The sequence below is a fragment of the Acinetobacter sp. CY17 genome (assembly GCF_059515825.1).
In genome coordinates this window covers 94,300-120,613 of record NZ_JCAKMX010000006.1, presented here as the reverse complement: position 1 = coordinate 120,613, position 26,314 = coordinate 94,300, and the positions used below count along the sequence as shown (strand labels likewise).

Below are 26,314 nucleotides of genomic sequence, written 5' to 3'. Positions count from 1 at the left end.
TTTACTCGCCTTAGTTAAATCAAGCATTTACAAAAATAAACGCATTAACTTAACAATACACTTGAGCAATTATATCACATTGATTTTTTATTGTTTCTAAAAAAATGCATCTAATTGATAGATGACTGTAAAAAAATTATCCGATCTCAAGCCTTGAAAAGCCTATGGTTAAAGCAAACTATTCTTCCTCAGTTACCGCTCGCTGAGTCTCTATAGGTTGACGATGATAATAGGGATTTTGTTGCACATGCTGTAATGAGCTTTGTGCCTCACTCACCACCACTGCCACATGCTGTTTGTGCTGCTGCTCTTGACGATACAACAGATAACTGGCCACACAGGCCACTAAAATTGCCAAAGTAAATATTATTTTTATCATGCTCTGTTTATATCCTTAACATCAATTTAATTGAAGGAACAGTATTGTTGTGATGCATCGACTTAGCGCAGTGTACTGTATTTTGCTGCACTAAGAAAATACGCCAAGCACCACTATGAGACAAAAACGATGTGGCTATTTTATGATTTTTTATAGAATTTTTTATGATAACTACATAATCGTCGATCTCACCTAATACATGTGCAACATAGCCAGCAACGTTTTGCCTTGGCACACATTTCGCATTTTTTGCCGCAATGTAACTTCATTGGATGTCACAAGATGACAGATTTATTTAATCACTTCACCCAAAGAGGATTGGTGCATCAGTGTAGTTTTGCCGAAGATGGCCGCATCTTAGAATGCTCAGCCAGTTTAAGCCAACACCTCGGTTATGAGACTGAGCATCTGATGACTTTATCCTTCACAGAGCTTTTAACCCAAGAAAGCTTAGCCAAAATCCAACAGCTATTTGTATACCCTCCTGCAGATGAAAAAGTCCAACAGCTAGAACTCAAATTTTTAAAACATAGTCATCGCTTTTTTAATGTCTTAGCCAGTGGAATTTTGGCTTGGCGGGAGCAATCTGAACCAGTACTACACTTATTGTGTTTGCCTTTAGGCAGTTTAGGTCAACGGGTCAATGAGTTGGAAGATGCCAATCAAGTGATGAGTGAAATGCTGTATAGCACCCGTGTGGCTTATTGGTGCATTGAATGGGAACAGGCCATTGATTTGAGCTTAAGTGCCGATGATATTGTCAAACAGGTGTTTGAAACGCCGTCACATTGGCGGATGTGTAACCAAGCTATGCGCGAAATCTATGAAATGCCTAGTGATGTCATCTTTAATCAGCAATCGGTCCGTTTGTATTGGCCACGCAGTCCTGCCAATGAAGAATTTGTACGCCGCCTCATTCAGAGTCAGTTTTGTGTCAATGGTGCTTTGTCAGTTGACCGTCGTCATGATGGCTCTTTGGCCTATATAGAAAACGATGTACGTGCCCATATCGAAAACGGCAAGATGCTGCGTATGTGGGGCAGTTTATATGATGTCAGCCAAGAATTTGACTTACAACAAGATGCAGAACAGCGTATTCACGCACTCCGACAAGTTTTTGATGCGGTTCCCGATGCAGTGGTGGTGATTGATGAAACTGCACATCCGCAATGGCGCAATGCTGCCTTTGAACAGCATTTTGGTATTATTCAAGGCACCAAAACAGTACATACCTTAATGCAATCCTCACTGATGGATCGCGCTTGGCAAAAAATTGAGCTGACCAATCTACAAGGACAACTTCAGACCTATCACGCCCATTGCTCTGCGATTCGGATTCAAAAAAACTTAACCTGGACCGTTGCCGTATTACGTCTTGCTCACCATGACCAGCCAGCTTATGAGTTATCGCCATGAGAGAACGTGATTTTTTACCTAGTTTTAGTATGGGCATGCGCTCAGCGGTTGACTTAAGTCCAGATACACTAGAGAGCTGTATTGCTTCAAGTAGCTTACATGGTTTATTTGACAGCTTTCATGACGGCATTGTGATCTATGATCAAGAGGGTATTTTGCGTTTAATGAATCTGGCTGCAGAACGGATTAATCGCTTAAAGCGGCAAGACCTGTTGGGCTTACATTATCGTGAATTAATACAACGCGCTGCCCTAAATTATACCGAATTTGAACGTGCCTTGGCGCAAGGTCTCAATAAGGCCAATACGCCGCACGCTAACGGACATATTTTTAGCACGCATATTCAATTGGTCCCTACCCAGCAGCAAAAACCTTATACCGTGTTATTGCAATATGATGCAGAACAGCGTGATCCACGGCGTAAAGCCATGCCGCATCATAGTGCTGCGGGGTTAGGGGACCCACAACAAGGTGCTTTGCATCTTTCACCATTACTGTCACATATTGCCGATATGGGAGTACGTGCCTTTCGCAGACGCGCACGTTTATTACTGTTAGGTGAACCAGGAGTAGGTAAAACTGCCATCGCCCAACATATTCACCGTGCTGCCGGTTGGCATAACCGTCCATTTATTCATGTCAATTGCAGCAGTATTCCGGACAGTTTGTTTGAATCAGAAATGTTTGGTTATGAACGTGGTGCGTTTACCGGTGCCCTACACAGTGGTAAAAAAGGCTATATCGAAAGTGCAGCAGGTGGAACTCTATTTTTAGATGAGATTGGTGAAATCCCCTTACATGCACAAGCCAAACTACTGAAATTTTTAGAAGACAGTAGCATTCAACCGGTCGGCTCTGCGCTGGCCAAAACCGTACAGGTTCAAGTGATTACGGCAACCAATAAAGATTTACGCGCTTTGGTAGCACGTGGGGAGTTTCGTGCTGATCTGTATTACCGTTTATCTGTATTGCCTATTGATATTCCCCCTTTACGCGCGCATTTAGAAGATTTGCCCATCCTCATAGACAATCTATTGGACCACATTAATCAAAATCGAGAACCTGCCTTAGCTTTATCAGCAGACTGCCGCCAGAAACTACTGCAATATCATTATCCGGGTAATGTACGTGAATTGGTGAATATTTTCGAGCGCTTGGCCGTACTGGCTGATGAACTGGCCGAGACTCAACATTTACCACCTGAGCTACTCGGCCAGCTTGCCGAGCAACAGATCCTTGCGCACTCAGCGTTGCCACAACTACAAGCACCCAACCACCATGAGACAAGTCTTAAAATTCATGTACAACAATTTGAACGGGATTTAATTTTAAAAACCCTTGCCTGCCAAGGCAGCAAAGTCAAAGCTGCACAACGTTTAGGCATTGACGTTGCCACATTAACGCGCAAGCTACAGCGCAGCGAAAATTAAAGTCTGCATTTTTGCAAGTTGTCTGCAAAATTGCCAAGCCACATTGGCATTTTTGCAGCATAAAAAAGCTAAAAACACAAAAAATATAAATATAAAACAAACATTTAAACACTTGGCATAGTCGTTGCTCTACTTGACATGTAATAACAAAAAGGCATTTAAGCCTCAAAATAGAGAAGGACAAGCATGCTAATTACAGGTATTAAAAGCAGACCTATATATGATGTACTCAGGCCACTGACCGAAGGCAAGCACCATTTGATTGCAGCTCAAGGCAGTGGCGGTGCAGCCCTGTTACGACTCCTCAACGAGATGCCAAGCGATGCATCTATTCAAGTCTTATATTCAATCGAAAGTTTTTCAGGTCAACATTTCCAAGACCAGCTGCAAGCCTTAAACATTGATTTACAGCTGTACCCAAGTAACCAAGATTTAGTCAATGATCTGCATGTCATTTTAGCCAATGCCAAAATGGGTACACGCTTGTACCTAGCAGGCTCAGAAAGCTTTATTGGCATTGCCATGCAAGCTGCAACCCTAATTAATCTCAATAGCGATGAGGTGTTGCGTGAGCACTGTGGCTCCTTTGTACGCCGTGTCTGGTGTGTGCATTGTGATGGTTACACAGAAAATGTCACTCAACGGGTGTTTGACTGCCCACATTGCCACATCACCTTAGTCGTCCGTGACCATTATTCTCGTCGTCTCGCTGCATTTCAAGCCGTTAAAGCCGATGCCGAAGTTGCCGGTGAATATCCACATGCAGAGGAGCTCGACACATGAGACAAGCCAACGGCAGTTTAAAAGTTCGCGTCAGCCATATAGAAACTTTAAGCCCTGAAATCAAACGCTTTACTCTCATCCCAATTGAAGGCAGTCATCTACCGCCTTTTTCAGGCGGTAGCAATATTGTCTTGGTATTGCCTCATCAAACAGGTAGTTTCCGTAATGCTTACTCATTAATGAGTTCACCTTATGACACCAGTCATTATCAAATTGCGGTGCGCCGTGTCGATACCGGACGTGGCGGTTCCAATTATTTACATCAAGCCGTGCAACAAGGCGATGAGCTAGAAATTCTACGTCCTGTTAATTTATTTCCTTTAAGCAAACACGCTCGTTTACATATTTTAATTGCAGGTGGGATTGGGATTACCCCGGTTGCTTCGCAATTGGCAGAACTGCGCGTACGTGGTACGCCTTTTGAGGTGCATTTTGCCGTGCGCAGTCTAGAACATGCCCGCATTGGCCAAGAATTACAGCAACAATATGGCAGCGAAAATATTCATATTTATGCCGCGCATCAAGGTCAACGTTTAAATATTGCCAGTGTCTTGGCAAACCGCCCACTTGGCAGTGATGTTTACGTGTGTGGCCCAGATCACATGATCGAAGACACCATTCATCAGGCACATGCATTGGGCTGGACCGATAGCCACATTCACTATGAACGCTTTTTAGAACAAGGCAGTAGCGGCGAAGCCTTTGAAGTGATTTTGGCACGTAGCGGTGCGCGTATTCAAGTGTCGCCTGACCAAAGTTTATTAGAAGCAGCTGAAGCAGCCGGACATGACATTCCTTATCTTTGCCGCGGCGGTGCATGTGGCATGTGTGAAACCCGTGTCCTTGCACTCGAGGGTGACATCATTCATAGCGATGACTGGTTATCTGATGAAGAAAAACAACTTAATCAAAAAATTATGCCGTGTGTGTCACGCGCAAAATGCTCAAACCTCGTCATTGACTGCTAATTAGGAGAATAACAACATGCCCATTCAATTTCGCCCTGACGAAACTTATCGTGACGACTACACCTACGCCAACAGTCCTGAATGTATTGCCCGCGCACCGTGGCCATTCCCAGATGACCACTATATGTATTCAATGAACTTAGAACCACATGTACCCTTTGGCGAACATGCCTTAAAAGCCGTGTTTGATATTGATGAACATTATATTAGCGAATGCCGTGACCGTGCCATTACCTTAGAAAAAGATCCCGGCATGCACTATGTGGCTGCACCGCACATGATGGAAGCGCAGTGGGATTTGCTTGAATTGATCATGGAATCCTATGCCAAAGATTATCCTGAATATTTTAGTTTAGAGCGTGAAGGTGATCAATGGCATTGGCGCAACACGCTGTTAAATATTGATGATTACTTTACCTTTGGTGATCCATCAACGCTCCCGTATGAGCCTATGGAATATATCACCCGCCAAGCACAAGGTGACTGGGTATTACAAGAAGAGCGCGATGACACTTTATATTGGGGTGCAGGGATTGCCACGCAACGCGCTGACTATTCACTGCGTTTTAACTTAGGTATGGCATGGCATGAATTTCATGGCCCAGTACCTTTAGTTAAAGAAACAGGCATGCTTGACCGTGCTTTAAAATTCTTACTGCGTTTACGCAATGGTCATCCGGTGCGTCGTTTAAATTGGTCACTGACTGTCAATCCACGCTTGGATGTCTCTGCAGAGAGCTTACCGGATTGGGCACCTGACCGTACCACTGTCACGGCTGAAAATGCTGGTGAAAAAGTTTATTTAAGGATCGAATTGCAACCGCTGCATCGTTTACCACGCAGTAATGCAATTGTCTTTCCCGTGCGTACCTATTTATTGAGCTTAAATGATATTGCTACTAATCCTGCTTGGGCAAAACGTATGCACAGAGTCATGAAAACTTTAAATCAAGACATTATTGATTATAAAGGTTTTAGCCGTTATCACGCCCCAATGTTGCAATGGTTATCACAATTTGATCCTCATTATGAACAAGAGATGGGATTAACCGCTGCAGAAGCATAAGCACACTCGGATCTAAACACATTCAAGCTTAGATCCTCAAACCATAATCATATGAGGATGACCCTATGCAGCAACCCTCTGATAATCAACCCCATGACACTTTAGATGCCGATGCCGAACAACTGCGCGCACTCGGCTATACATCAGACTTTAAACGTAGCATGAGTTTATGGGAAAATTTTTCCTTAGGCTTTACTTATTTGTCGCCTGTGGTGGGTGTCTATACCCTGTTTGCACTATGTATTGTGGCCGGTGGCCCACCCATGTTTTGGTCTTATCTGTTGATTGGGCTTGGGCAACTGTTGGTGTGCTTAATCTTTGGCGAAATTGTTTCGCAATTCCCCATTTCAGGCGGTGCGTATCCGTGGGCACGCCGTTTAGTGGGCAAACGTTGGGCATGGATGACCGGCTGGGTCTATGCTTGGGCACTGTGCGCTACAATTGCGGGTGTATCCGTAGGTGCAGGCCCTTATTTGGCACTCATGCTGGGTAATGAAGTCAGTTCCAATGCCTTTATCTATATCGCATTAGGTTTAATTTTATTTTCAACTTTACTCAACTTAGTCGGTACCAAGTTATTGGCACGTGTGGCCATGTTTGGCTTTTTATGTGAACTGATTGGTGCCATTGCCATTGCTGCGTACTTACTGATTTTTGAGCGTCATCAACCGTTTAGTGTTCTGTTTAATAGCTTTGACATCAGTATCAATGGTTCATACCTACCTGCATTTTTAGCCGCCTCTCTTGCAGGTTTATTTCAATACTATGGCTTCGAAGCCTGTGGTGACGTGGCTGAAGAAACCCCCAATCCGGGTAAACGTATTCCCAAAGCCATGCGTATGACCATTTATATTGGTGGTTCTGCGGCCATGTTTGCCTGTCTGGCGCTCATCCTTGCCATTCCAGATATGCAAAAAGTACTTTCAGGTCAAATTACTGATCCTGTATCGCTGATTTTAACCAATGCCTTTGGTCCTGTGGGTGCCAAACTGGTAATGGCGATTGTACTGGTGTCCTTTATTTCATGTGTTTTAAGCTTACAAGCCGCAGCAAGTCGCTTGTTATTTGCCTATGCCCGTGACGATATGATTGTGGGGAGCCGCCTACTGCAGCGTTTATCTGAAAATCATGTGCCGTCCTTTGCATTAATTGTGACTGGTGTGATTCCTGCTGCCATTGTCTGCTTAGGTCTACTGATGACCGATGCAGTGGCCACAATTGTTGCCTTTGCTGCGATTGGGATTTATATCACTTTCCAACTGATTGTGGTAGCGGCACTGATTGCACGCGCGAAAGGCTGGCGTCCAAATGGTCAATTTAACTTAGGTAAATGGGGCTTAGTGGTCAATATTGCAGCCTTAATTTACGGTGTGAGTGCCATCATTAATATGGTATGGCCACGTAGTCCTGAGGCAGCTTGGTACATCAACTACTCAATGTTCTTAACAACAGCTGTGGTATTGGGCATAGGCTTCTTATACATGCTACTTGCCAAACCATATGACAAAGGCAACAGCCCATTTGGCGATGCATGGACCTTCTCAAAACCAAAACAACCCGAAAACAAAACGCCAGACGCAGAACCTGTGATCTTGGCCAAAGAATCTAACTCTTCAATCTAAATAATCATAAAACTTAAAGGAAATAATAATATGCAAACTGAACTCAATACTGTATTTGAACTTGAACAAGATCATGAACACGGTGCGACCTATCAACCAGAAAACCTATCACATAAACTCTTGATCAATGGTCAATTGCTTGAAGGTCAAGGTCGTCATTTAGCCGTGGTTAATCCAGCACTTGGCACGACATTAATCACGATTGCAGAAGCCAGCCTTGAGCAAATCAACAGCGCCATTGATGCTGCGAGTAACGCATTTGAAACTTGGTCACATACCTCACCCAAAGACCGTGCCGCATGTTTACTCAAAGTGGCTGATGTGTTGGAAGCCAATGCTGAAGAATTTGCTCGTTTAGAGTCAAAAAACTGTGGTAAACCGTATAGCGCAGTCTTGAATGACGAAATTCCTGCAGTGGCTGATGTATTTCGCTTCTTTGCAGGTGCCAGTCGTTGCTTACAAGGTTCAGCTGCAGGTGAATATTTAGAAGGTCATACCTCCATGATTCGTCGTGATCCACTCGGGGTGATTGCCTCGATTGCCCCTTGGAACTATCCATTGATGATGGTGGCATGGAAACTGGCTCCCGCCTTGGCAGCGGGTAACACTGTGGTATTAAAACCGTCTGAAGAAACCCCATTAACAGCACTACGTTTAGCAGAATTCTTAAATGAAATTTTCCCAGCCGGCGTTGTGAACGTGTTGTTTGGTAGCGGTGCTAATGTGGGTGAGCCTTTAGTGACGCATCCAAACATTGCGATGGTGTCTTTAACTGGTTCTGTAGCAACAGGCAGCCGTATTATTGCCAACACTGCAGATTCGGTAAAAAAAATGCATATGGAATTAGGCGGTAAAGCACCAGTACTGATTTTTAATGATGCCGATATTGACGAAGTGGTCGATGGTATTCGTACATTTGGTTTCTATAATGCCGGTCAAGACTGTACTGCACCTTGCCGTATCTACGCGCAAAAAGACATTTATGCCAAATTTGTCGAAAAACTCGGTCAAGCGGTGAGCACCATTCAATATGGCGAACAAGATGATCCAAATACAGAACTCGGTCCTGTGATCACCGCTCGTCATTTAGAACGCGTGATAGGTTTCGTTGAGCGTGCCAAGCAACAACCGCATATTCAAGTAATTACAGGTGGTCAACGTGCCAAGCGTGCCGGCTTCTTCTTTGAACCAACTGTACTTGCTGGCGCACGTCAAGATGACGAAATTGTACAAAATGAAGTCTTTGGCCCAGTGGTTAGCGTGACTGAATTTGAAGATGAAGCGCAGGCCCTCGCCTTTGCCAATGACTCTAAATACGGCTTAGCCTCATCGGTGTGGACGTCTGATATTGGCCGTGCTCATCGTTTAGCCGCGCATTTACAGTATGGCTGTACTTGGGTGAACACCCACTTTATGTTGACCAGTGAAATGCCACATGGCGGCATGAAACACTCAGGCTATGGCAACGATATGTCGATTTACGCTTTAGAAGATTATACCGTGATCCGTCATGTCATGGTTAAACACTAAGGAGCAGCTATGCAAGATTATCTGTTGAGTCTGTGGCAAGTGCTATTAAACACTTGGGCAGCACAAGCTAGCGCTCACTCAGGCTACGCAGCATAAAAAAAGCCGGTGCAATGCACCGGCTTTTTATTCAACTCAAACTTACGCTTGAATTGTTTCTAAAGCAGCATTTAATGTTGCGCTTGGACGCATCACTGCATTAACTTTAGCTGTATCAATCGCGTAGTAACCACCGATATCTACAGATTGACCTTGCACTTGTGCAAGCTCAGCAACAATCTTTTCTTCATTTGCAGCAAGCGTTTGTGCAAGTGGAGCAAATTGTGCTTTAAGCTCAGCATCTTGGTCTTGAGATGCTAACTCTTCAGCCCAGAATTTAGCTAGATAGAAGTGGCTGCCACGGTTGTCAAGTTCGCCAGTACGACGTGATGGAGACTTGTCGTTGTCTAACAATTTACCAGTTGCAGCATCTAAAGTTTGAGCTAGAAGTTTTGCTTTCGCGTTGTCTTCTTTGATGCCCATCTCTTCTAGAGAAACCGCAAGCGCCAAGAACTCACCTAAAGAATCCCAACGTAAGTGGTTTTCTTCGACTAACTGTTGTACATGTTTAGGTGCTGAACCGCCCGCACCTGTTTCGTACATACCGCCACCTGCCATTAAAGGCACGATAGACAACATTTTTGCAGACGTACCTAGTTCCATAATTGGGAACAAGTCTGTCAGGTAGTCACGTAAGATGTTACCTGTTACAGAAATCGTGTCTAGACCGCGAGCAACACGCTCAAGTGTGAAGCGCATTGCACGTACTTGAGACATGATTTGAATGTCTAAACCATCTGTATCGTGATCTTTTAAGTATTTCTCAACTTTTTTGATCACTTCGTTTTCGTGTGGACGGTACGGGTCTAACCAGAAAATCGCTGGCATACCAGAGTTACGTGCACGTGTTACAGCAAGTTTTACCCAATCGCGGATCGGTGCGTCTTTCACCTGGCACATACGCCAGATATCGCCTTCTTCCACGTTTTGAGACATTAATACTTCACCAGTTTCAAGATCAGTGATGTTTGCAACACCTGATGCTGGAACTTCAAACGTCTTGTCGTGTGAACCGTATTCTTCCGCTTTTTGTGCCATCAAACCAACGTTAGGTACAGTACCCATGGTTTTTGGATCAAAGTTGCCGTTCCACTTACAGAAATTGATCATTTCTTGGTAGATACGTGCGAAAGTTGATTCAGGCATCACTGCTTTACAGTCGTAAGGCTTGCCGTCAGCACCCCACATTTTACCGCCAGAACGGATCATTGCAGGCATAGAAGCATCTACAATCACGTCGTTTGGAGAATGGAAGTTAGTGATGCCTTTAGCAGAATCTACCATTGCAAGCGCAGGACGGTGTTCTTGACATGCATGTAAGTCAGCAATGATTTCTTCACGTAGTGACGTTGGTAGTGTTTCGATCTTTTCATAAAGACCGGCCATACCGTTGTTTACGTTTACACCAAGCTCTTCGAATAACTTACCGTGTTTTTCAAATGCTTCTTTGTAGTAAATTTTCACACAGTGACCAAATACGATCGGATGTGAAACTTTCATCATGGTTGCTTTTACGTGTAAAGAGAACAAGATACCTGCTTCTTTACAATCCGCTAATTCTTTTTCATAGAAATCGCAAAGCGCTTTCTTACTCATGAACATAGAATCGATGATTTCGCCGTCTTGTAATGCAACTTTTGGCTTAAGAACGATCGTCTCACCTGCGTTCGTGATAAGCTCCATTTTCACATTACGCGCACGGTCTAAAGTCATTGACTTTTCGCCATGGTAGAAGTCGCCTTCTTGCATGTGAGAAACGTGAGTTTGTGACCACTGTTTCCACTCACCCATAGAATGCGGGTTTTTCTTCGCGTAGTTTTTCACCGCTGTAGGCGCACGACGGTCAGAGTTACCTTCACGTAATACAGGGTTTACTGCTGAACCTAAGCATTTGCCAAAGCGTGCTTTAAGTGCTTTTTCTTCTTCAGTCGTCGGGTTTTCTGGATAGTTAGGAATCGCAAAACCTTTAGATTGAAGCTCTTTGATACATGCTGTTAACTGTGCAACAGAAGCACTGATGTTCGGTAGCTTGATGATGTTTGTGCTTGGATCTTGAGTCAAACGACCAAGTTCAGCAAGGTTGTCATTAACCTTTTGCTCTTCAGTTAAAAATTCTGAAAATTCTGCAAGTACACGAGCTGCAACAGAGATGTCTTTTTTAACAATCTCAACGCCAGCAGGCTTAGTAAAAGTCTCGATGATAGGCAATAGCGAGTAAGTTGCTAATAATGGTGCTTCATCAGTTAATGTGTAAATGATTTTTGACTTTCCACCAGCCATATATATCCCCTTTTGGATTGTGTTTTTAAGGGCCAAGCTTGTGGCACAGCCCCTACGAACCGGTTTGCTTAAATAAAACCCTGAGAGTATCGGTCTTCACGGCTTTTCAGTCAACGAAATATCCTTTTAGATTGCGATTTCGCTGAAAATTTATACATATTTTTGGCAATTTTATACCGCCCCTATTCTAGGCGAGATTCGCCCAAATATGTACAAAAAATATGCAACAATTAATCAACTTGGCTAAATTTCGTTGCGCTGATTTTTTCAAGCCATAAAAAAACCACGCGATTGCGTGGTTTCTTAAAATCTTGGTAGGTATAAGCAGACTCGAACTGCTGACCTCTACGATGTCAACGTAGCGCTCTAACCAACTGAGCTATACACCTAAGGTATGAGCATATTAATCGAAACAATTGAGCTAAGACAAGGGTTTATGCTTTTTCTTAAGTTCAAGCGAGCATTTTTTAAGCATTAATTTCAATTGGGGCGGTGGAGGCATGCTTTTCCTGTTTGCATAACGGTATTGCCGGTCATAGATCGCCAATGTGCTTAAAAATCCCGCTAAATCCTCTGCAACATTCAGACTTAAACGTTCTAACCATGCAGCATGGCTTTCAACGCTGCCCTTTTTAAATTGAGCCTGTAAGCGATGTTCAAAGGCCAACAGTTGCCGTTCATAGCCAGATTGGCTGTAATAGACATATAGGTGACGTGCCAACCATGCACTGGCTAGCATTGCCATAATACTCAGCCCAGCAAATATCATTAGACGTAAAGGTGTAGATAAACCTAGACTGCCCCACCACTTGATTTGTTTGCTTTGATCATAGCCCACCACCTTGTTTTGCCATTGATAACTAACAAAATCGCTCCAAATATGTAAGCGGCTCGTCCATGCCAGTTGTTGCTGCTTTAACGCAGATTGTTGCTGCCATAGGCTATTTTGAATCCCTTGTTGAATACGTTCAGGGGCAATTGCTGCGGTTGGGTCAATACGTTGCCAGCGTCCATCCAGCCAAACTTCACTCCATGCATGCGCATCCAATTGCCTTACTTCCCAACTTTGCCCATCTGGTGCAGCTTGCCCACCTTGATAACCAATCACCACCCGTGCTGGAATCCCCACATAGCGCATTAGCATGACAAAGCTAGATGCATAATGTTCACAAAAACCAATTTTTTGATCAAATAAAAAATCATCAATGTGATGGCCCTGTAAGCGGCCGGGGCTTAGGCTATATTGAAAGCCTTGGGCTTTATACCATGCCAAGATCTGCTGTACATAGCGATTCGGATCAGCCTGACTTTGCTGATAAAGTTGCTGAGCTAAACGTTGGGCTTGGGGGTCATAGTGGCTTAAATACTGTTGATTACGTTGCAGTACAGCCGGATTGATAGGCTGTAACTGCTGTTTACCCAACCAGACTAGCTCTAGCATTTGCCGATGATGCTGTCTAGCGACACGAATTGCGCCATCTTGCTGTACATAATAGCCGCGTTGTAAAGGCTGCGAATATTCCAAAGCCGTAACCCATTTTGACTGGGGATCAGCTGCTAGATATTGATAACGTAGCCCTGAATAAGCTTGATTGCGTGGCTTAAACAGTGCGTGGTGATTACTCGGATCCGCTGACCAAGTTTGCCCATCATATTGGTCGAGTACCATAGCACGCCAATATAAATCCTGTTGTGGCGGAAGCTTTGTCATATTGCCCACAATACGAAAAGCCAAGGCACTCGATTGTGATAAATTAGCAATATCGCCTGGTGCCATTTCATCACTCAGCCCTGTTGTGGCTTGTGAACTGGCAATGGGCATCTGCCAAAGTGGTGGTAAGCGTGGAAAAAATAGAAACAAAATCAAAAAAAATGGCGCTGCATATAACAGCAGCTTACCCATCTGTTGGCTGTCTTGCAGCCATGTGGTCGCTTGAGTCTGAAAATTAAGCTGGTGTAACCGATATAAACCTACAAGGCAACTTAATAAACTCAGTAACACCATGGCTGTCATCCAGACACTGGCACTATATAAAAAGCTGCTGGCACTGACAAATAAAGCAAAATTAAATACCACAATCCAATCGCGTTTGCTTTGGCTTTCTAAAACTTTGGCAAATAGAAAACTGGTTAAAATGGCAACGCCCGCCTCCACTCCTAAAAATGTACCTTGCGCTGCATAAATCACGCCAAGCGCAAGTATAATCACCAGTAAATTAAGTAGCTTGGGTAAAACATAGGCTTTTTTACTACTGGTGAGAAATAAAATTAATACCGCAATGAGCAGCAGCACTAAAAGTTGAGGTAAAAATAAGGCTTGCGCGCACAGCAATAAAATCAGCGTAACCACAATACTTTGACGAATTGAATTGGGCATCATAGTTTAAGCCTCCGCCAGTAAGCGTTTGGCCTGTTGTAGTTGGCTTTCGCCTTGCCCCAAACAGAGCTGCTGATGGGGTAATTTCAGCACATAGGCATGCTGCAGCCGCTCACATTGCTCCACCAAGCCCATCATCACTTGCAACTTATGTTCATGTTCTGTGACTGTAAGCTCAGCATAATCAATGACGACCTGTTGCTGCTTGGCATGCGGGCTAAATTGTTTGATATACATGCCCTGTCCACGCGCCAACTGTTTCCATGCCACCTGACTTAGACGATCGCCCAGTTGGTAGTTTTTCAGCTGATAAAACTCATCCATACCTTGCTCTAAAACACGCTGCTGTTGCTCTAAAGTCTGCATCCGAGCTTGCGGCGCCACCCAAGTAATCAGTTGTTGTTTTAAATGGACATGCGTCCATGCACGGACTAAACCCAGTGGGTAGACTGACATTAAACTTAAATCAGGATAGTAAAAGGCACCGCGCTGAATGGGTTGAAAATAAAAGCGTACTTGCTGAGAGCGCTGCTGCATATGCACATACTGCTGCTCCAGACCAACACTGACTTTTAAATAACGCGCCCTAATGTGTGTTTGACTTAAAGTGACAATCAATTCTACAGGCTGACCAACTTGTCCCACTTCGTCATAATCTAAAGTAATTTCCAAACCTTTAAGCTGACGATACGCCAAATAAAAACTGATACACAATAAACTGCTGATTAAAAAACAAAAGGCCAAAATCAAATTATTGGCGTAATTAACGCCTGCGATAAAGCTAATGACAATTAAAGCCAAGTAAATATAGCCCGGTCGATATACAAATACCAACACGTCTTGTTGTCTAAGTAATTTATGCCCTTGCCATAAAAAACGTTTTTCTACCCAGCGTTGCCAACGCGCGCGCATTAACTGACCTTCACTTGCTGTAACAATGCTTCAGCTTGCACTTCTGTCATATTTAAGCGATGTGCCACCACAGCGCTAAACACCGCTTGTACATCATCTGCACTGACAAAATCACGTTGAGAAATTAAAGCATAAGCTTGGGCTGCTTTTTTGAGTGCTAACAGGCCACGCGTGGATAAACCATGGCGATTTTTACGCGTGATGCTCGCTAAATCGAGTAGATAATCAAGAATAGCGGGGCTTAAATAAACCTGATCAACTTGGGCTTTGAGCGCTAGAATCTCTTCAGGATTAAATACAGCTTGTAACTGGGATATTAGGGCTTGACGGCTACTTTGCTGTAACAGCAAGCTTTCGGCCTGACGCGATGGATACCCTAAAGATAAACGCATTAAAAACCGATCAAGCTGCGATTCGGGCAAGGCATAAGTGCCACTTTGAAACAATGGATTTTGAGTTGCTACTACCCAAAATGGTTGCGGTAAGGCATAACGCACGCCATCCACACTGACATAGCCTTCCTCCATGGCTTCAAGCAAAGCACTTTGGGTTTTGGGGCTGCAACGGTTAATTTCATCGGCCAATAAAATTTGGCTAAAAACTGGACCTTGCTTAAACTCAAACTGCTGGGTCTTTTGGTTAAACATATTAATGCCAATAACATCACTGGCCAGCATGTCATTGGTAAATTGAATCCTTTGAAAATCTAAGCCTGTTAGATGAGCCAAGCTACTGGCAAGTGTGGTTTTACCCAGCCCCGGTAGGTCTTCAAATAGCAAATGCCCACCTGCCAATAGGCAGGTGAGAGCCAATTGGGTTTGTTTTGATTTATCTAAAATCATGTGATTGAGCTGCTGCAAAAAATCAGCGATTTTTTGTTGCTGTAGTTTTGTTGTAAGCTGCTTATTCGTTGTTTCTTTTGTGCCCCAAATCACTGATTTTTATCCCCAATTAAAAATTGTGTTTAATTAACATAGCGTGTTTTGCAGCTTTTCTAAAGAAATTAATCGTGAATAAGATTTAAGCCAATAAAAAAGCGCCCCGAAAGACGCTTTCTTATTAGATTAACAAGGACATTTTTTCATACCGCCCCCTGCCGATGGATAACGAGAATCCACACAGTGGCGGTAAAAAGTTTTCGCATCCATAGGTGTTAAATCTGGATGGTGCTGCTGCATATGTTTTACATAATTTTCATAATCTGGTACGCCCACCATTAAACGAAAACTCTGCTGTAAACGCTGCCAAAGCGTCGCTATACGCGACCAGTTTTTTGGATTTAAAATTAAATCCTTTTGCGACATCACGGTCATTTTAATGATTTTGTAAATTACCGTTTTGCCGCTTTTGGCAAATTTTAGATTCATTTTCTATTCCCTCATCAACCTTAGTGATGCGCCTGCGGCTTAATCTCTTCAGGATCACGATAAATCGCTTCGGCTTCATTCACGCTTGGATGTGGATTGGCCAGCGCACGGCGGACCACACCAACAGCAGCAAATAACATCACAAATGCCACAATCATAAAGAAGGCACAAAGACCCGCGTTAATTTGATTAGATAAAGCGACTGTATGCATTTCTGCTACATTTTTTGCTGGCGCTAAAATTTCATTATTGGCAATGGCTGTATTAAAACGCTCTGCTTGCGCCAAGAAGCCAATTTTAGGATTTTCATGGAAAATCTTTTGCCATCCTGCGGTCATTGAAGTAATAAACAAGAAGATTGTTGGCACAATCGTGACCCACACATACTTTTGTTTTTTCATTTTAAATAAGATGACCGTACCTAAAATTAAGGCCATGGCTGCCAAAATTTGGTTACCAATACCAAACAGTGGCCATAAGCTGTTAATGCCCCCTAAAGGATCAACCACACCTTGATAAACAAAGAAGCCCCAACCAGATACCGCCACCGCAGTCCCAATTAAGTTACCCAAAAAACTTGATGAATTTTTTACCGCAGGAACCACAATTCCTACCGTATCTTGCACCATAAAACGACACGCACGCGTACCCGCATCAACCGCGGTTAAAATAAATAAAGCTTCAAATAAAATCGCGAAGTGATACCAAAATGCCATCATTTCACGGCTGTTAAAGATTTCAGTGATGATATGTGCCATACCAATCGCGAAGGTTGGTGCACCACCCGTACGTGATAAGATTGTGCTTTCACCCACTTCTTGCGCAAGCAGTGTCAGTGCTTCGGGTGTCACCACAAAACCTAAATTACGTACCGCTTCTGAGGCCGACTCAACCGTTGTACCCAATAAAGCTGCCGGTGAGTTAATCGCAAAATAAATTCCTGGATCTAAAATCGTGGCACAGATTAAGGCCATGATGGCAACAAATGACTCCATCAACATACCACCATAACCAATCATACGAATATCGCGTTCGTTATTGACCAGTTTTGGGGTTGTACCTGAAGAAACCAAAGCATGGAAACCTGAAATCGCACCACAGGCAATGGTAATAAATAAGAATGGGAACATTGAACCAGCAAAGACTGGCCCAGTACCATCGACAAACTGGGTAAATGCAGGCATTTTCATTTCAGGCATTGCAAACACAATACCAATGGCTAAACCTGCAATCACCCCAATTTTTAAGAAGGTAGACAGATAATCACGCGGCGCCAGCAATAACCACACAGGTAATACGGAGGCAATAAAACCATAAATAATCAGTGCCCAAGTCAGTTCAGTACCGGTTAAAGTAAATAATGGTCCCCAGTATGGATGTTGGGCAATATTTTCACCATAAATGATGCCCAGCATCATCAATACAAAACCAATAATCGAGACTTCTGCGATTTTACCCGGACGGATAAAACGCATATAAATCCCCATAAAAATGGCAATTGGAATGGTAGCTGCAATACTAAACACGCCCCACGGGCTATTGGTCAGTGCTTTCACGACAACCAATGCCAATACCGCCAAGATAATAATCATGACCCCAAGTGCACCCAGCATCACCACAATACCAGCAAAGGTACCCAGTTCTTGTTTGGCCATTTCACCTAAAGATCGACCGTCACGGCGTGTCGAGATAAATAAAACCAAAAAGTCTTGGACTGCACCGGCCAACACCACACCCACAAGCAGCCAAATGGTGCCCGGTAGATAACCCATCTGTGCCGCAAGAATAGGCCCAACTAAAGGACCCGCCCCAGCAATAGCCGCAAAATGATGTCCAAATAACACCCCTTTATTGGTCGGGACATAATCTAGACCATCATTTAAACGATGCGCAGGGGTTAAACGCCGTGCGTTGAGTTCAAAGACTTTATTGGCAATAAATAAACTATAAAAGCGATAAGCGATGCTGTAGACACAGGCTGCAGCCAATACCAGCCAAACGGCATTGACGTGTTCACCGCGGCTTAAAGCCAAGATCCCAAAGGAGACTGCGCCGACAATTGCCACCAGCAGCCAAATCATTTTCGAAGTCATGCTCGACTTCGTCTGTAAAGTTTCCATTTAATCCCTCATATTACATTGCTTGTCAATCAGCTTATATTTCTTCGAGGTCTGCTGTTTAAAGCGACTCTACGCTCGTTGTTGTTGTTTTCCTCTTATACTTTGGCATTAAAAAAGGGGTGATTTGCATCACCCCTTTCGATAATAGTCTATTTTTAAACCATTATGCACGTTCTAGGTAGTCACCAGTACGTGTGTCTACACGAACGCTTTCTTCTTGCTGAACGAATAATGGTACACGTACCACAGCGCCAGTTTCTAATTTAGCAGGTTTACCGCCACCGCCAGAAGTATCACCACGTACGCCTGGATCAGTTTCAACGATTTTTAATACCACGAAGTTTGGCGCGCTCACTGACAATGGAACACCGTTCCAAAGCATAATTGTGCAAAGTTCGTTCGAGTCGTCTTTTAACCATTTTGCCGCATCGCCCATTGCAACTTTGTCTGCAGCGATTTGTTCAAATGATACTGGGTCCATGAAGTTCCACATTTCGCCATCGTTATACAAGTAGTTCATTTCTACTTCTTGGATGTCAGCAGCTTCTAAAGAATCACCCGATTTAAAGGTTTTTTCTAACACTTTGCCTGATTTTAAGTTACGTAACTTAACACGGTTAAACGCTTGGCCTTTACCTGGTTTTACGTATTCGTTTTCCATGATTGAACATGGGTTACCATCAAGCATAACCTTAAGGCCTGACTTGAAATCATTGGTAGAATAATAGGCCATGACTGGCTCACTCCAAACTAAATAATTAAATCTATAAATGCTAACAGCAATTTACATCGCACTTGGCACGAGGGACTCATTCTACTGTGGATTAATTTCAATCAACAGAAAATTTGCGCCTTTTTATGCCATGACTGCTTATCTTACGCACGGACAGAACAAAACTTTAGTTTATCCCTTCCCCGCTTATCGGTAGAATTATCGCATACTTTAGCGACAGACTAAAAAAGTGCAGCGTTTTTTAGCCGCTCTGGTTTCTTTAGAACGTAATATTCGCTTAGAATTTAAGCAGCATTACGCTCCTCACTCCCATCTTCCCGAGCATTATTTTAAACATTTGGCATGATAAACTATTTATATCAAGAGCAAAACTGGCAATCTCAACTCAGTGATTTAATTACTGACCCTGCTGAATTACTGGATCTGCTTCAACTTCCTCAGGATTTATGGGCAGGCGCACATTTGGCCGCAGAGACCTTTAAACTACGTGTACCGCGTGCCTTTGTCGCTAAAATGCAAGTCGGCAACCCATTCGATCCGCTGTTATTGCAAGTTCTGCCGCATCATTTAGAACTTGAAGAGCATCCTGATTTTGTCACCGACCCTTTAGGTGAAGAACAAGCCAATCAACAACCAGGCGTACTACACAAATATAAAAGCCGTTTTTTGCTCACCTTAACTGGGGCTTGCGCGGTGCATTGTCGTTATTGTTTCCGTCGTCATTTCCCTTATCAAGAAAACCTACCTAAAAACCAAGATTGGGACAATATTAAGCAATATATTGAAAGCCAACCTGAGATCAATGAGGTGATTTTTAGTGGCGGCGACCCACTGACCTTATCTAATCGTAAATTAGGCGAATGGATTGAACGGCTCTGTAGCATTCCACAACTGAAGTTTTTACGTATTCATTCACGCGTTCCAATTGTGATTCCAAATCGTATTGATGATGAACTCATTTCTATCTTAAAAAACAGTAGGCTACGCATAATTGTAGTGGTACACTCAAATCATGCTGCTGAATTAGACGATTTTACTTGTCACAAACTTGCCCAACTTGTCGAGCATAAAATGACTGTTTTAAATCAAGCAGTACTGCTCAAAGGTGTGAATGATTCAGCACAAACTTTAAGCGATTTAAGTTATCGTTTATTTGATGCTGGCGTGATGCCGTACTATTTACATGTCTTAGACAAAGTCAAAGGCGCACAGCATTTCGATTTAAATCCAGACCAAACTGAGCTGATTTACAAGGATGTTTTAGCGAACCTACCGGGTTATTTGGTTCCTAAACTTGTTCGAGAAATTGCGGGTGAAAATAATAAGACTCCGCTTTTTGGCACCACGAATTTTTGAGTTATGATCATGATGACCATGCAAACTTCAGATTTGTTTCACACCCCAACCCAACCTAAATTAGAAAAGCTGAGTTTTTGCCATCATAGTATTCAAGGTGTCCAAGATTGGGTGTCGACCTTATCCATTTTGCAATTGGGTGATTCATCTAAAACCTTATTTAATGCCTTACTCGAAATCTCAGAGCTTGAATGCTCTGAAGCCTTACGCTTTGATTTAATTCAAGCGCTGCATCCAACCTTAGAAAATGTGTTAATTAGCTTAGAGAAACACTTTTTAAATCAAGGTTTAATTTCAAGTGACCGAAATAATCATATTATTGAATTGGCAACCTTGATGCGTTGCTATTTCAGTAAGATTTATATTGATATTGCCAAACGTAGTCATCAACAATTACAACATCAACAGTTTTCGTTATTCGCTTTTCGCAAAAAGCGTAATTTAGCCACGGTTCGCATTATGGCAACCTATTATGCCTTACAACAAATTAGCGCGCTGTTTTATCAGCAACATATGTTGTATAGCGAAGCTTTACCTGGACAATGGCTGATTGCCCATCAATTACTGACGTGGGCGATTGAGCATAACTTTGATCAAACCAACATTAACCACATTCAAGGTACAGAGCATAAGCTCACCACTGTGGCGCAGGCCTATGCGCGTTTAATACTGCTTGAGGTTTTCAACACGCATCAAATTCGGCCAACCGAAATTCAGGCCCTGTATTTATGTAGTGTCGATTGGGCGCGTTTAGTGCAAGTACTGCCTAAAGAAACCACGTTATCACGTTATGCAGTGGATACCAGTCAAGATCATCCACCCATGTATAACAATAACCACGCCAAAAGCTTAAATCCCAATATTTTTATTGCCACACAAAAGCTCTTAGAACATTTTAGTGATTTACAGCGTAAGCAAAGCGAATATTTGTCTAGCAATGAAAAGTCGCTCCTGACCCCAGCACTACATTTTCATATTCATAATTTATTAAGCAACCAAACTGGGCGTCGTTCTGAGCGGTATGATTACTCGGCCCCGCTTAAAATTTGTTTTAGTTTGGCTGTAGCGCATTTTTATCTCTCCAAGGGCAAAGCTTTTTTTGATACTTTAGAGCTCAACAATGCTTATAAGCTGCAAAATAGCACCAGTTTACTTGGGGGTTCGAGCACTCCACCTCAACAAGAACCTAAATTTGTTGATCGTGAAGCACGCCAAATTTATTCAGCAGAAGTGGTCAATATTAGTTTAAATGGCTACCGCATTCGTTGGACAGGTGAAACGCCTAAAAACTTAAAAACCGGTGAGTTGATTTTAGTCCAAGAAAACACGCATAGCCAATGGCGCTGTGCCACCATCCGCTGGATTAAACAGGCTACGGAAAAAACCTTGGAACTGGGGATTGAAATCTTGGCGCAGCATATGTATCCCTGCGCTGTCCATATCCGTAACGAAAACACCGTTAACAATTATCACTTTGCATTATTGATGCAAAATATCGAACTGGATTTAGTCAAAAACAGTTTGATTTTACCAGGCTTACCCATTTTTAGAGAAAAACAAACCATCTTTTTACGCTTGGGGAATACCGAGATTAAGGTGTATCTCGTAAAAGCTTTGTTGATCACGCAGAGCTTTATGCAATTTGAATATGAACTGCTTGATGAAGCCCAACACGCCATCATTGAGAATTTTATTCATAAACAGCAATACGAGGTCAGCAATCATGATTTATGGGAAGCATTAAAATGAGAAATCTACTCTTGTCAAAAAAGTTAAAGCAGACGCAGACTCGGCTTCTAATTATTGATGATAACCAAATCGGCTTTAACCAAATTTTTGATTTACTAAACAACCACGACCATCACATGCATGGTTTACTGCTAGACGATTTAAAAAGCTTTGAAAAACAGCTGCAACAACCCTGGGATTTGGTAATTTTTGGTCGTGCTTATGATCTCAAATTGGAGCAAGCTTTAAGTTTAATTCATGCCTCTAGCCAACAACATTTGCCTGTTTTATTTTTACGTCCAGATCACTATCAAACACATCAATACAGCAGCTATCTGCACAAAGGCGTCTATGATGTGGTTAGCCTTGCTGAACCAGAGCACTTTTATTTAAGCTTGGTGCGTGCACTGGCCTTTAGCCGCCTGCAACAACAGCAAACACAATTATTAAATGAGCTAGAAACTGCACATACTCAAGCTCAAGCTTTAGTTGAAGAAAGCAACCGCCCTGTGGCACTGATTCAAGAAGGGATTCATATTCATGCCAATGCTGAGTATTTAACCTTGTTTGGCTTTCAAGATCTGGATGATTTGATTGGCTTACCCTTACTCGATGTGCTCCAGCCACAAGATGTCAATGAGTTTAAATCGCGGTTTAAAAAAATCAGCCAAGGACAATTAGATTTAGGTCGCTTTAACTTACAAAGTAATAATCCTGCTATTGCCAGTGCTGCTGCCTTAAACTTAGAATTTTTATTGGCTACTGATCATGAAGATACGTTGCAATTAAGTATTGATCAAGGCGAACATATTTTTGCCCTCAGCAGTTTAACACCAAAAACTGAAGCCGCTCCTGCGGCTAAAGTCACGCTCACCTATCAACAGATCAATCGCTGTTTACAGCAACAGCCAGCTAGCTTTAATGCTTTGGTTTTATTTTCTTTAGCCTCTTTCCCAAGTGATGCCTTACATTATGCTTGGCATACGCCCAAAGACTACTTTGCCAGTATGAAGGTTTTTTTGAAAGAGCAAACCCATGCACCGGTTTTTGAAATTGAGCCGATGGTGTATGTGGGTGTATTTCAGGCCGACAGCAAAGCAAAGCTCGAATCTAAACTGATTGGTTTAACCAGTTTACTCAAACCCCAGTTATTGGCCGTGGGTCAACAAAGCTATCCTCTTCATTTCAACATTGGTTATAGAACCATTGAACGTGAGTTTGAAGATCAAGCACATTTACAGCAAATTATGAGTGATGCCTTTACCCAAGCCTTACCCCATAATTCACGTCCAGATGCGCTAGAACTTAATTTAGAGCAGCCTGCTGAACATGAGCAACTGAGCTTAATTGAAACCCTACAGCAAGATCTACAGCAAGGACAAATCCATCTTAAATATCAACAGCTTTATGATAAGCACGATAGCGAGTTATACATTTATGAAGTCACCAGCGGTTTTATTTACCAAAACCGTTGGGTGAGTTTGGATAACTTAAACGATCTAGATGAAGTACCTGAACTTTCGATTCAAGTGGATCGTTGGATTTTGGTTGAAGCGTGTAAACAATTACATAACTTTATTACCCAATATCCAAAAGCCAAATTGATTGTTAACTTAAACAAACACATCTTACTTGAAGATGCCACTTTAGCGGATTTGGTCACTAAGCTTTTAAGTATTGTCGGCAGCCAAGAACAGTATCCCTTATGGTTACAATTCTCTGAGCAAGATTTAAGTAACCACTTTGCTGAAGCACAAAGACAAATTGCTCAGTTGCATGAACATGGTGCAGCCATCAGTGCGCGGGATTTTGGCTACTCAATGTATAGCGAATCGATTTTGAAACAAATTGACTTTCATGCGGTGACCCTGCATGACGACTTAACTTTAGCCCTGCATAATGACAAACAAACTCTAGAATTACAGCAACGTTTGCAAGAACTTTCCCAAATCAAAGCCGTTGATATTATCCTGCGTGGTTTAGATGATATGACGCTATTTGCCAACTCTTGGAATTTAGATGCGCGCTTTATTCAAGGCGATTATTTCCAAAAGAAATTGGATCATTTAATTGCCCTTGATGACTAATTAAGTGGGTAATACCCAATTTTTTGCATAAAAAAAACGAGCCAATGGCTCGTTTTTTTTCGCTTTGGATTAACCACGTTTGATAGAACGTGACATACCAGCAAAACGTTGTTTGAACTTGTCGATACGACCGCCAGTGTCCACGTTCTTTTGTTTACCAGTGTAGAACGGGTGGCAAGCTGAACATACGTCAAGGTAAATCGTTTCTTTACCAAGAGCAGAACGAGTTTCGATTACGTTACCACATGAACAAGTTGCAACGATGTTTTCATATTTTGGGTGAATATCGGCGCGCATGGTCGATTACTCCATAAAGTTAAGAAGGTTTTGCTGTCATCGCAATTGATCACTCTCAAACATGAGGAATCGCTAATGTCTTAGCAGATCAACACCATAACAGACCATTCTTTTGGCCCACCGAGACGGATACCGTCAGAGCTAAGCACAACAAGCTGCGCGTATTATACGTGATCAAACAGCGAAAAGCGAATTTATTCTTGAAGCTCTGCTGAGTGCTTGGCCCAATAATTGGCAATCATTCCACAGACCATCAATTGAATTTGATGGAACAGCATAATCGGTAACACAATCATACCCAGTGGTTGGCCAATGAATAAAATCTGTGCCATGGGTACGCCACTGGCTAAGGTTTTTTTAGAGCCACAAAAGAAAATGGTGCGTTGATCGGCAGTACTAAAGCCCAGCCATTTGGGAATCAATAAAGCCAATAGCATAACAATCGTGAGCAACACCGAACAGACTAAAATTAACAGCAATAAGGTGGTTAGGCTCACCTGTTGCCATAACCCTGCCACCACGGCGCTACTAAATGCCCCATAGACCACCATTAAAATTGAGCCTTGATCAAAGACTTTAACGATTTTGGGCATTTTTTGCATATAAGGAAACACCCAAGGACGTAGGATTTGCCCCAAAATAAACGGCACCAATAGCAATAAGGTAATTTGTAGAATCGACTGGGTTGGGTCAAAATTATGCTGACTTTGTCCTAAAATAAATACGCTGACTAAAATTGGGCTAATAAACATACCAATTAAATTAGAAAATGAGGCACTACAAACCGCACCTGCCACATTGCCATTGGCCACCGAAGTAAAAGCAATGGAGGATTGTACAGTAGATGGTAAAAAGCACAGGAATAAAAAACCCCAATATAACTCTTGTCCAAGTAGCGGCAATAACAGCGGTTTGGCCGCTAAGCCTAAAATCGGAAATAAAGCAAAGGTGAATAAAAATACTAAGCCATGTAATTTCCAATGCAAAATACCATCGCGTACTGCTTCACGGGATAACTTGGCACCATGCAAAAAAAATAAGATGGCAATCGCAACTGTTGTTAAATAGCCAAAAACTTCTGCTGCCTGCCCTGAAACAGGCAAAAAACTCGCAAGTAACACCATCACAAACAGTAACAGCGTAAAACGATCTAACGCCAACAATTTAAGCATGTATCCCTACCCCTCAAGTATTATTCTTTGATATAAAAATGCCCGACCATCTTAACAGAGGTCGAGCACCTGCTTTTTCTTTAAACAGATGACATATTTTCAGCTGTGAGCTGAATCTATTTCATCTAGGTTTAAACTCAGCTTAGTTATTGCGTGCGTTAGAATCTTGTTGAATCAATTCAATTTTGTAACCATCTGGATCTTCAACAAAAGCAATCACCGTCACGCCGCCTTTCATTGGGCCAGCTTCACGCACCACATTACCGCCACGCGCTTTAATCTCTGCACAGGCTTGATACGCATCCTCTACCGCAATGGCGATATGACCATAGGCATTGCCCAGCTGATAGCTATCGGTATCCCAGTTATGAGTAAGTTCTAGTACAGTATGATTTTCTTCATCGCCATAACCCACAAAAGCTAAGGTAAAACGACCTTCTTCATAATCACGTTTACGAAGTAAAGTCATACCAAGCACCTCAGTGTAAAACGCCAATGAGCGTTCTAAGTTGCCTACACGTAACATGGTATGTAGCATGCGCATGATGTTATATCCTTTTGGTTTATTTGCTGAGTACTATAGGCAGTTCAAGGC

General features: G+C 42.7%; 21 protein-coding genes and 1 tRNA gene. 10 read left to right on the top strand and 12 right to left on the bottom strand.

Features of this window, described 5'->3' with window-relative positions; translation table 11 throughout:
• Positions 1 to 178 precede the first annotated feature (178 nt).
• Complete coding sequence (locus AC5YCI_RS06380) at positions 179 to 379, bottom strand: hypothetical protein (RefSeq protein WP_496130420.1); 201 nt, start codon at positions 377 to 379, stop codon at positions 179 to 181.
• A gap of 282 nt (positions 380 to 661) precedes the next feature.
• Here AC5YCI_RS06380 and AC5YCI_RS06375 point away from each other — a divergent pair, with 282 nt between their 5' ends.
• The 7 genes from AC5YCI_RS06375 (at position 662) to AC5YCI_RS06345 (ending at position 9,194) form a co-directional block, all read left to right on the top strand.
• The gene (locus tag AC5YCI_RS06375; protein ID WP_496175300.1) at positions 662 to 1,795 is read left to right on the top strand and encodes a PAS domain-containing protein; all 1,134 of its coding nucleotides are present in this window, start codon (positions 662 to 664) and stop codon (positions 1,793 to 1,795) included.
• Complete coding sequence (locus AC5YCI_RS06370) at positions 1,792 to 3,225, top strand: sigma-54 interaction domain-containing protein (RefSeq protein WP_496175299.1); 1,434 nt, start codon at positions 1,792 to 1,794, stop codon at positions 3,223 to 3,225. Before AC5YCI_RS06375 ends, AC5YCI_RS06370 begins: the two co-directional genes overlap by 4 nt.
• Positions 3,226 to 3,411: 186 nt before the next feature.
• On the top strand, positions 3,412 to 4,008 hold the full coding sequence (locus AC5YCI_RS06365) for a dimethylamine monooxygenase subunit DmmA family protein (protein ID WP_496175298.1): 597 nt from the start codon (positions 3,412 to 3,414) through the stop codon (positions 4,006 to 4,008).
• Positions 4,005 to 4,976 carry a PDR/VanB family oxidoreductase gene (locus AC5YCI_RS06360; RefSeq protein WP_496175297.1) on the top strand — a complete coding sequence of 324 codons (972 nt, stop codon included), beginning with the start codon at positions 4,005 to 4,007 and terminating at the stop codon, positions 4,974 to 4,976. Before AC5YCI_RS06365 ends, AC5YCI_RS06360 begins: the two co-directional genes overlap by 4 nt.
• 16 nt (positions 4,977 to 4,992) lie before the next feature.
• Positions 4,993 to 6,042 carry a heme-dependent oxidative N-demethylase family protein gene (locus tag AC5YCI_RS06355; protein ID WP_496175296.1) on the top strand — a complete coding sequence of 350 codons (1,050 nt, stop codon included), beginning with the start codon at positions 4,993 to 4,995 and terminating at the stop codon, positions 6,040 to 6,042.
• A 65-nt stretch (positions 6,043 to 6,107) separates the two neighbouring features.
• The gene (locus AC5YCI_RS06350) at positions 6,108 to 7,664 is read left to right on the top strand and encodes an APC family permease (RefSeq protein ID WP_496175295.1); all 1,557 of its coding nucleotides are present in this window, start codon (positions 6,108 to 6,110) and stop codon (positions 7,662 to 7,664) included.
• Positions 7,665 to 7,694: 30 nt separating this feature from the next.
• Positions 7,695 to 9,194, top strand: a complete 1,500-nt coding sequence (locus AC5YCI_RS06345; protein WP_496175294.1) for a gamma-aminobutyraldehyde dehydrogenase — start codon at positions 7,695 to 7,697, stop codon at positions 9,192 to 9,194.
• A 138-nt stretch (positions 9,195 to 9,332) separates the two neighbouring features.
• On the opposite strand, the gene AC5YCI_RS06340 is transcribed toward AC5YCI_RS06345, so the two are convergent.
• From AC5YCI_RS06340 to efp, 8 genes are all read right to left on the bottom strand, one after another.
• Positions 9,333 to 11,570 carry an NADP-dependent isocitrate dehydrogenase gene (locus AC5YCI_RS06340; RefSeq protein ID WP_496175293.1) on the bottom strand — a complete coding sequence of 746 codons (2,238 nt, stop codon included), beginning with the start codon at positions 11,568 to 11,570 and terminating at the stop codon, positions 9,333 to 9,335.
• 312 nt (positions 11,571 to 11,882) lie between these two features.
• Positions 11,883 to 11,959, bottom strand: a tRNA-Val gene (locus AC5YCI_RS06335).
• A 32-nt stretch (positions 11,960 to 11,991) separates the two neighbouring features.
• Complete coding sequence (locus tag AC5YCI_RS06330) at positions 11,992 to 13,950, bottom strand: transglutaminase TgpA family protein (RefSeq protein WP_496175292.1); 1,959 nt, start codon at positions 13,948 to 13,950, stop codon at positions 11,992 to 11,994.
• A 3-nt stretch (positions 13,951 to 13,953) separates the two neighbouring features.
• Positions 13,954 to 14,859: a DUF58 domain-containing protein gene (locus AC5YCI_RS06325; protein WP_496175291.1), complete on the bottom strand. Its 906-nt coding sequence runs from the start codon at positions 14,857 to 14,859 to the stop codon at positions 13,954 to 13,956.
• A complete protein-coding gene (locus AC5YCI_RS06320; RefSeq protein WP_496128773.1) occupies positions 14,859 to 15,791 on the bottom strand; it encodes an AAA family ATPase in 933 nt (310 codons plus the stop codon). The genes AC5YCI_RS06325 and AC5YCI_RS06320 overlap by 1 nt, the downstream gene beginning before the upstream one ends.
• A gap of 132 nt (positions 15,792 to 15,923) precedes the next feature.
• On the bottom strand, positions 15,924 to 16,226 hold the full coding sequence (locus tag AC5YCI_RS06315) for a YbdD/YjiX family protein (RefSeq protein ID WP_496128545.1): 303 nt from the start codon (positions 16,224 to 16,226) through the stop codon (positions 15,924 to 15,926).
• 20 nt (positions 16,227 to 16,246) lie between these two features.
• On the bottom strand, positions 16,247 to 18,346 hold the full coding sequence (locus AC5YCI_RS06310) for a carbon starvation CstA family protein (protein WP_496128546.1): 2,100 nt from the start codon (positions 18,344 to 18,346) through the stop codon (positions 16,247 to 16,249).
• 163 nt (positions 18,347 to 18,509) lie between these two features.
• Positions 18,510 to 19,079, bottom strand: a complete 570-nt coding sequence (gene efp / locus AC5YCI_RS06305; RefSeq protein ID WP_122898439.1) for an elongation factor P — start codon at positions 19,077 to 19,079, stop codon at positions 18,510 to 18,512.
• Positions 19,080 to 19,421: 342 nt separating this feature from the next.
• Here efp and epmB point away from each other — a divergent pair, with 342 nt between their 5' ends.
• Genes epmB through AC5YCI_RS06290 form a run of 3 tightly spaced genes read left to right on the top strand, consistent with a single transcriptional unit; the run spans position 19,422 to position 24,250 of the window.
• Positions 19,422 to 20,435, top strand: coding sequence for an EF-P beta-lysylation protein EpmB (gene epmB / locus AC5YCI_RS06300; protein ID WP_496128547.1), 1,014 nt, complete (start codon positions 19,422 to 19,424; stop codon positions 20,433 to 20,435).
• A gap of 12 nt (positions 20,436 to 20,447) precedes the next feature.
• Positions 20,448 to 22,184, top strand: coding sequence for a cyclic-di-GMP receptor FimW-related protein (locus AC5YCI_RS06295; RefSeq protein ID WP_496128774.1), 1,737 nt, complete (start codon positions 20,448 to 20,450; stop codon positions 22,182 to 22,184).
• Complete coding sequence (locus tag AC5YCI_RS06290; RefSeq protein ID WP_496128548.1) at positions 22,166 to 24,250, top strand: EAL domain-containing protein; 2,085 nt, start codon at positions 22,166 to 22,168, stop codon at positions 24,248 to 24,250. The genes AC5YCI_RS06295 and AC5YCI_RS06290 overlap by 19 nt, the downstream gene beginning before the upstream one ends.
• 69 nt (positions 24,251 to 24,319) lie before the next feature.
• Here AC5YCI_RS06290 and rpmE read toward each other — a convergent pair whose 3' ends face one another.
• The 3 genes from rpmE to gloA form a co-directional block, all read right to left on the bottom strand.
• The gene (gene rpmE / locus AC5YCI_RS06285) at positions 24,320 to 24,547 is read right to left on the bottom strand and encodes a 50S ribosomal protein L31 (RefSeq protein WP_122898431.1); all 228 of its coding nucleotides are present in this window, start codon (positions 24,545 to 24,547) and stop codon (positions 24,320 to 24,322) included.
• A gap of 194 nt (positions 24,548 to 24,741) precedes the next feature.
• Positions 24,742 to 25,719 carry a bile acid:sodium symporter family protein gene (locus AC5YCI_RS06280; protein ID WP_496128549.1) on the bottom strand — a complete coding sequence of 326 codons (978 nt, stop codon included), beginning with the start codon at positions 25,717 to 25,719 and terminating at the stop codon, positions 24,742 to 24,744.
• Positions 25,720 to 25,861: 142 nt separating this feature from the next.
• The gene (gloA, locus tag AC5YCI_RS06275) at positions 25,862 to 26,263 is read right to left on the bottom strand and encodes a lactoylglutathione lyase (protein WP_496128550.1); all 402 of its coding nucleotides are present in this window, start codon (positions 26,261 to 26,263) and stop codon (positions 25,862 to 25,864) included.
• Positions 26,264 to 26,314: the final 51 nt, after the last annotated feature.

Coding starts and splice junctions, on each gene's coding strand:
- AC5YCI_RS06375 (WP_496175300.1), top strand. CDS start 662: ATGACAGATTTATTTAATCACTTCACCCAAAGAGGATTGGTGCATCAG.
- AC5YCI_RS06380 (WP_496130420.1), bottom strand. CDS start 379: ATGATAAAAATAATATTTACTTTGGCAATTTTAGTGGCCTGTGTGGCC.
- AC5YCI_RS06315 (WP_496128545.1), bottom strand. CDS start 16,226: ATGAATCTAAAATTTGCCAAAAGCGGCAAAACGGTAATTTACAAAATC.
- efp (WP_122898439.1), bottom strand. CDS start 19,079: ATGGCCTATTATTCTACCAATGATTTCAAGTCAGGCCTTAAGGTTATG.
- AC5YCI_RS06365 (WP_496175298.1), top strand. CDS start 3,412: ATGCTAATTACAGGTATTAAAAGCAGACCTATATATGATGTACTCAGG.
- AC5YCI_RS06345 (WP_496175294.1), top strand. CDS start 7,695: ATGCAAACTGAACTCAATACTGTATTTGAACTTGAACAAGATCATGAA.
- AC5YCI_RS06280 (WP_496128549.1), bottom strand. CDS start 25,719: ATGCTTAAATTGTTGGCGTTAGATCGTTTTACGCTGTTACTGTTTGTG.
- AC5YCI_RS06340 (WP_496175293.1), bottom strand. CDS start 11,570: ATGGCTGGTGGAAAGTCAAAAATCATTTACACATTAACTGATGAAGCA.
- AC5YCI_RS06370 (WP_496175299.1), top strand. CDS start 1,792: ATGAGAGAACGTGATTTTTTACCTAGTTTTAGTATGGGCATGCGCTCA.
- epmB (WP_496128547.1), top strand. CDS start 19,422: ATGATAAACTATTTATATCAAGAGCAAAACTGGCAATCTCAACTCAGT.
- AC5YCI_RS06295 (WP_496128774.1), top strand. CDS start 20,448: ATGACCATGCAAACTTCAGATTTGTTTCACACCCCAACCCAACCTAAA.
- AC5YCI_RS06310 (WP_496128546.1), bottom strand. CDS start 18,346: ATGGAAACTTTACAGACGAAGTCGAGCATGACTTCGAAAATGATTTGG.
- AC5YCI_RS06355 (WP_496175296.1), top strand. CDS start 4,993: ATGCCCATTCAATTTCGCCCTGACGAAACTTATCGTGACGACTACACC.
- AC5YCI_RS06350 (WP_496175295.1), top strand. CDS start 6,108: ATGCAGCAACCCTCTGATAATCAACCCCATGACACTTTAGATGCCGAT.
- AC5YCI_RS06360 (WP_496175297.1), top strand. CDS start 4,005: ATGAGACAAGCCAACGGCAGTTTAAAAGTTCGCGTCAGCCATATAGAA.
- rpmE (WP_122898431.1), bottom strand. CDS start 24,547: ATGCGCGCCGATATTCACCCAAAATATGAAAACATCGTTGCAACTTGT.
- gloA (WP_496128550.1), bottom strand. CDS start 26,263: ATGCGCATGCTACATACCATGTTACGTGTAGGCAACTTAGAACGCTCA.
- AC5YCI_RS06290 (WP_496128548.1), top strand. CDS start 22,166: ATGGGAAGCATTAAAATGAGAAATCTACTCTTGTCAAAAAAGTTAAAG.
- AC5YCI_RS06325 (WP_496175291.1), bottom strand. CDS start 14,859: ATGCGCGCGCGTTGGCAACGCTGGGTAGAAAAACGTTTTTTATGGCAA.
- AC5YCI_RS06330 (WP_496175292.1), bottom strand. CDS start 13,950: ATGATGCCCAATTCAATTCGTCAAAGTATTGTGGTTACGCTGATTTTA.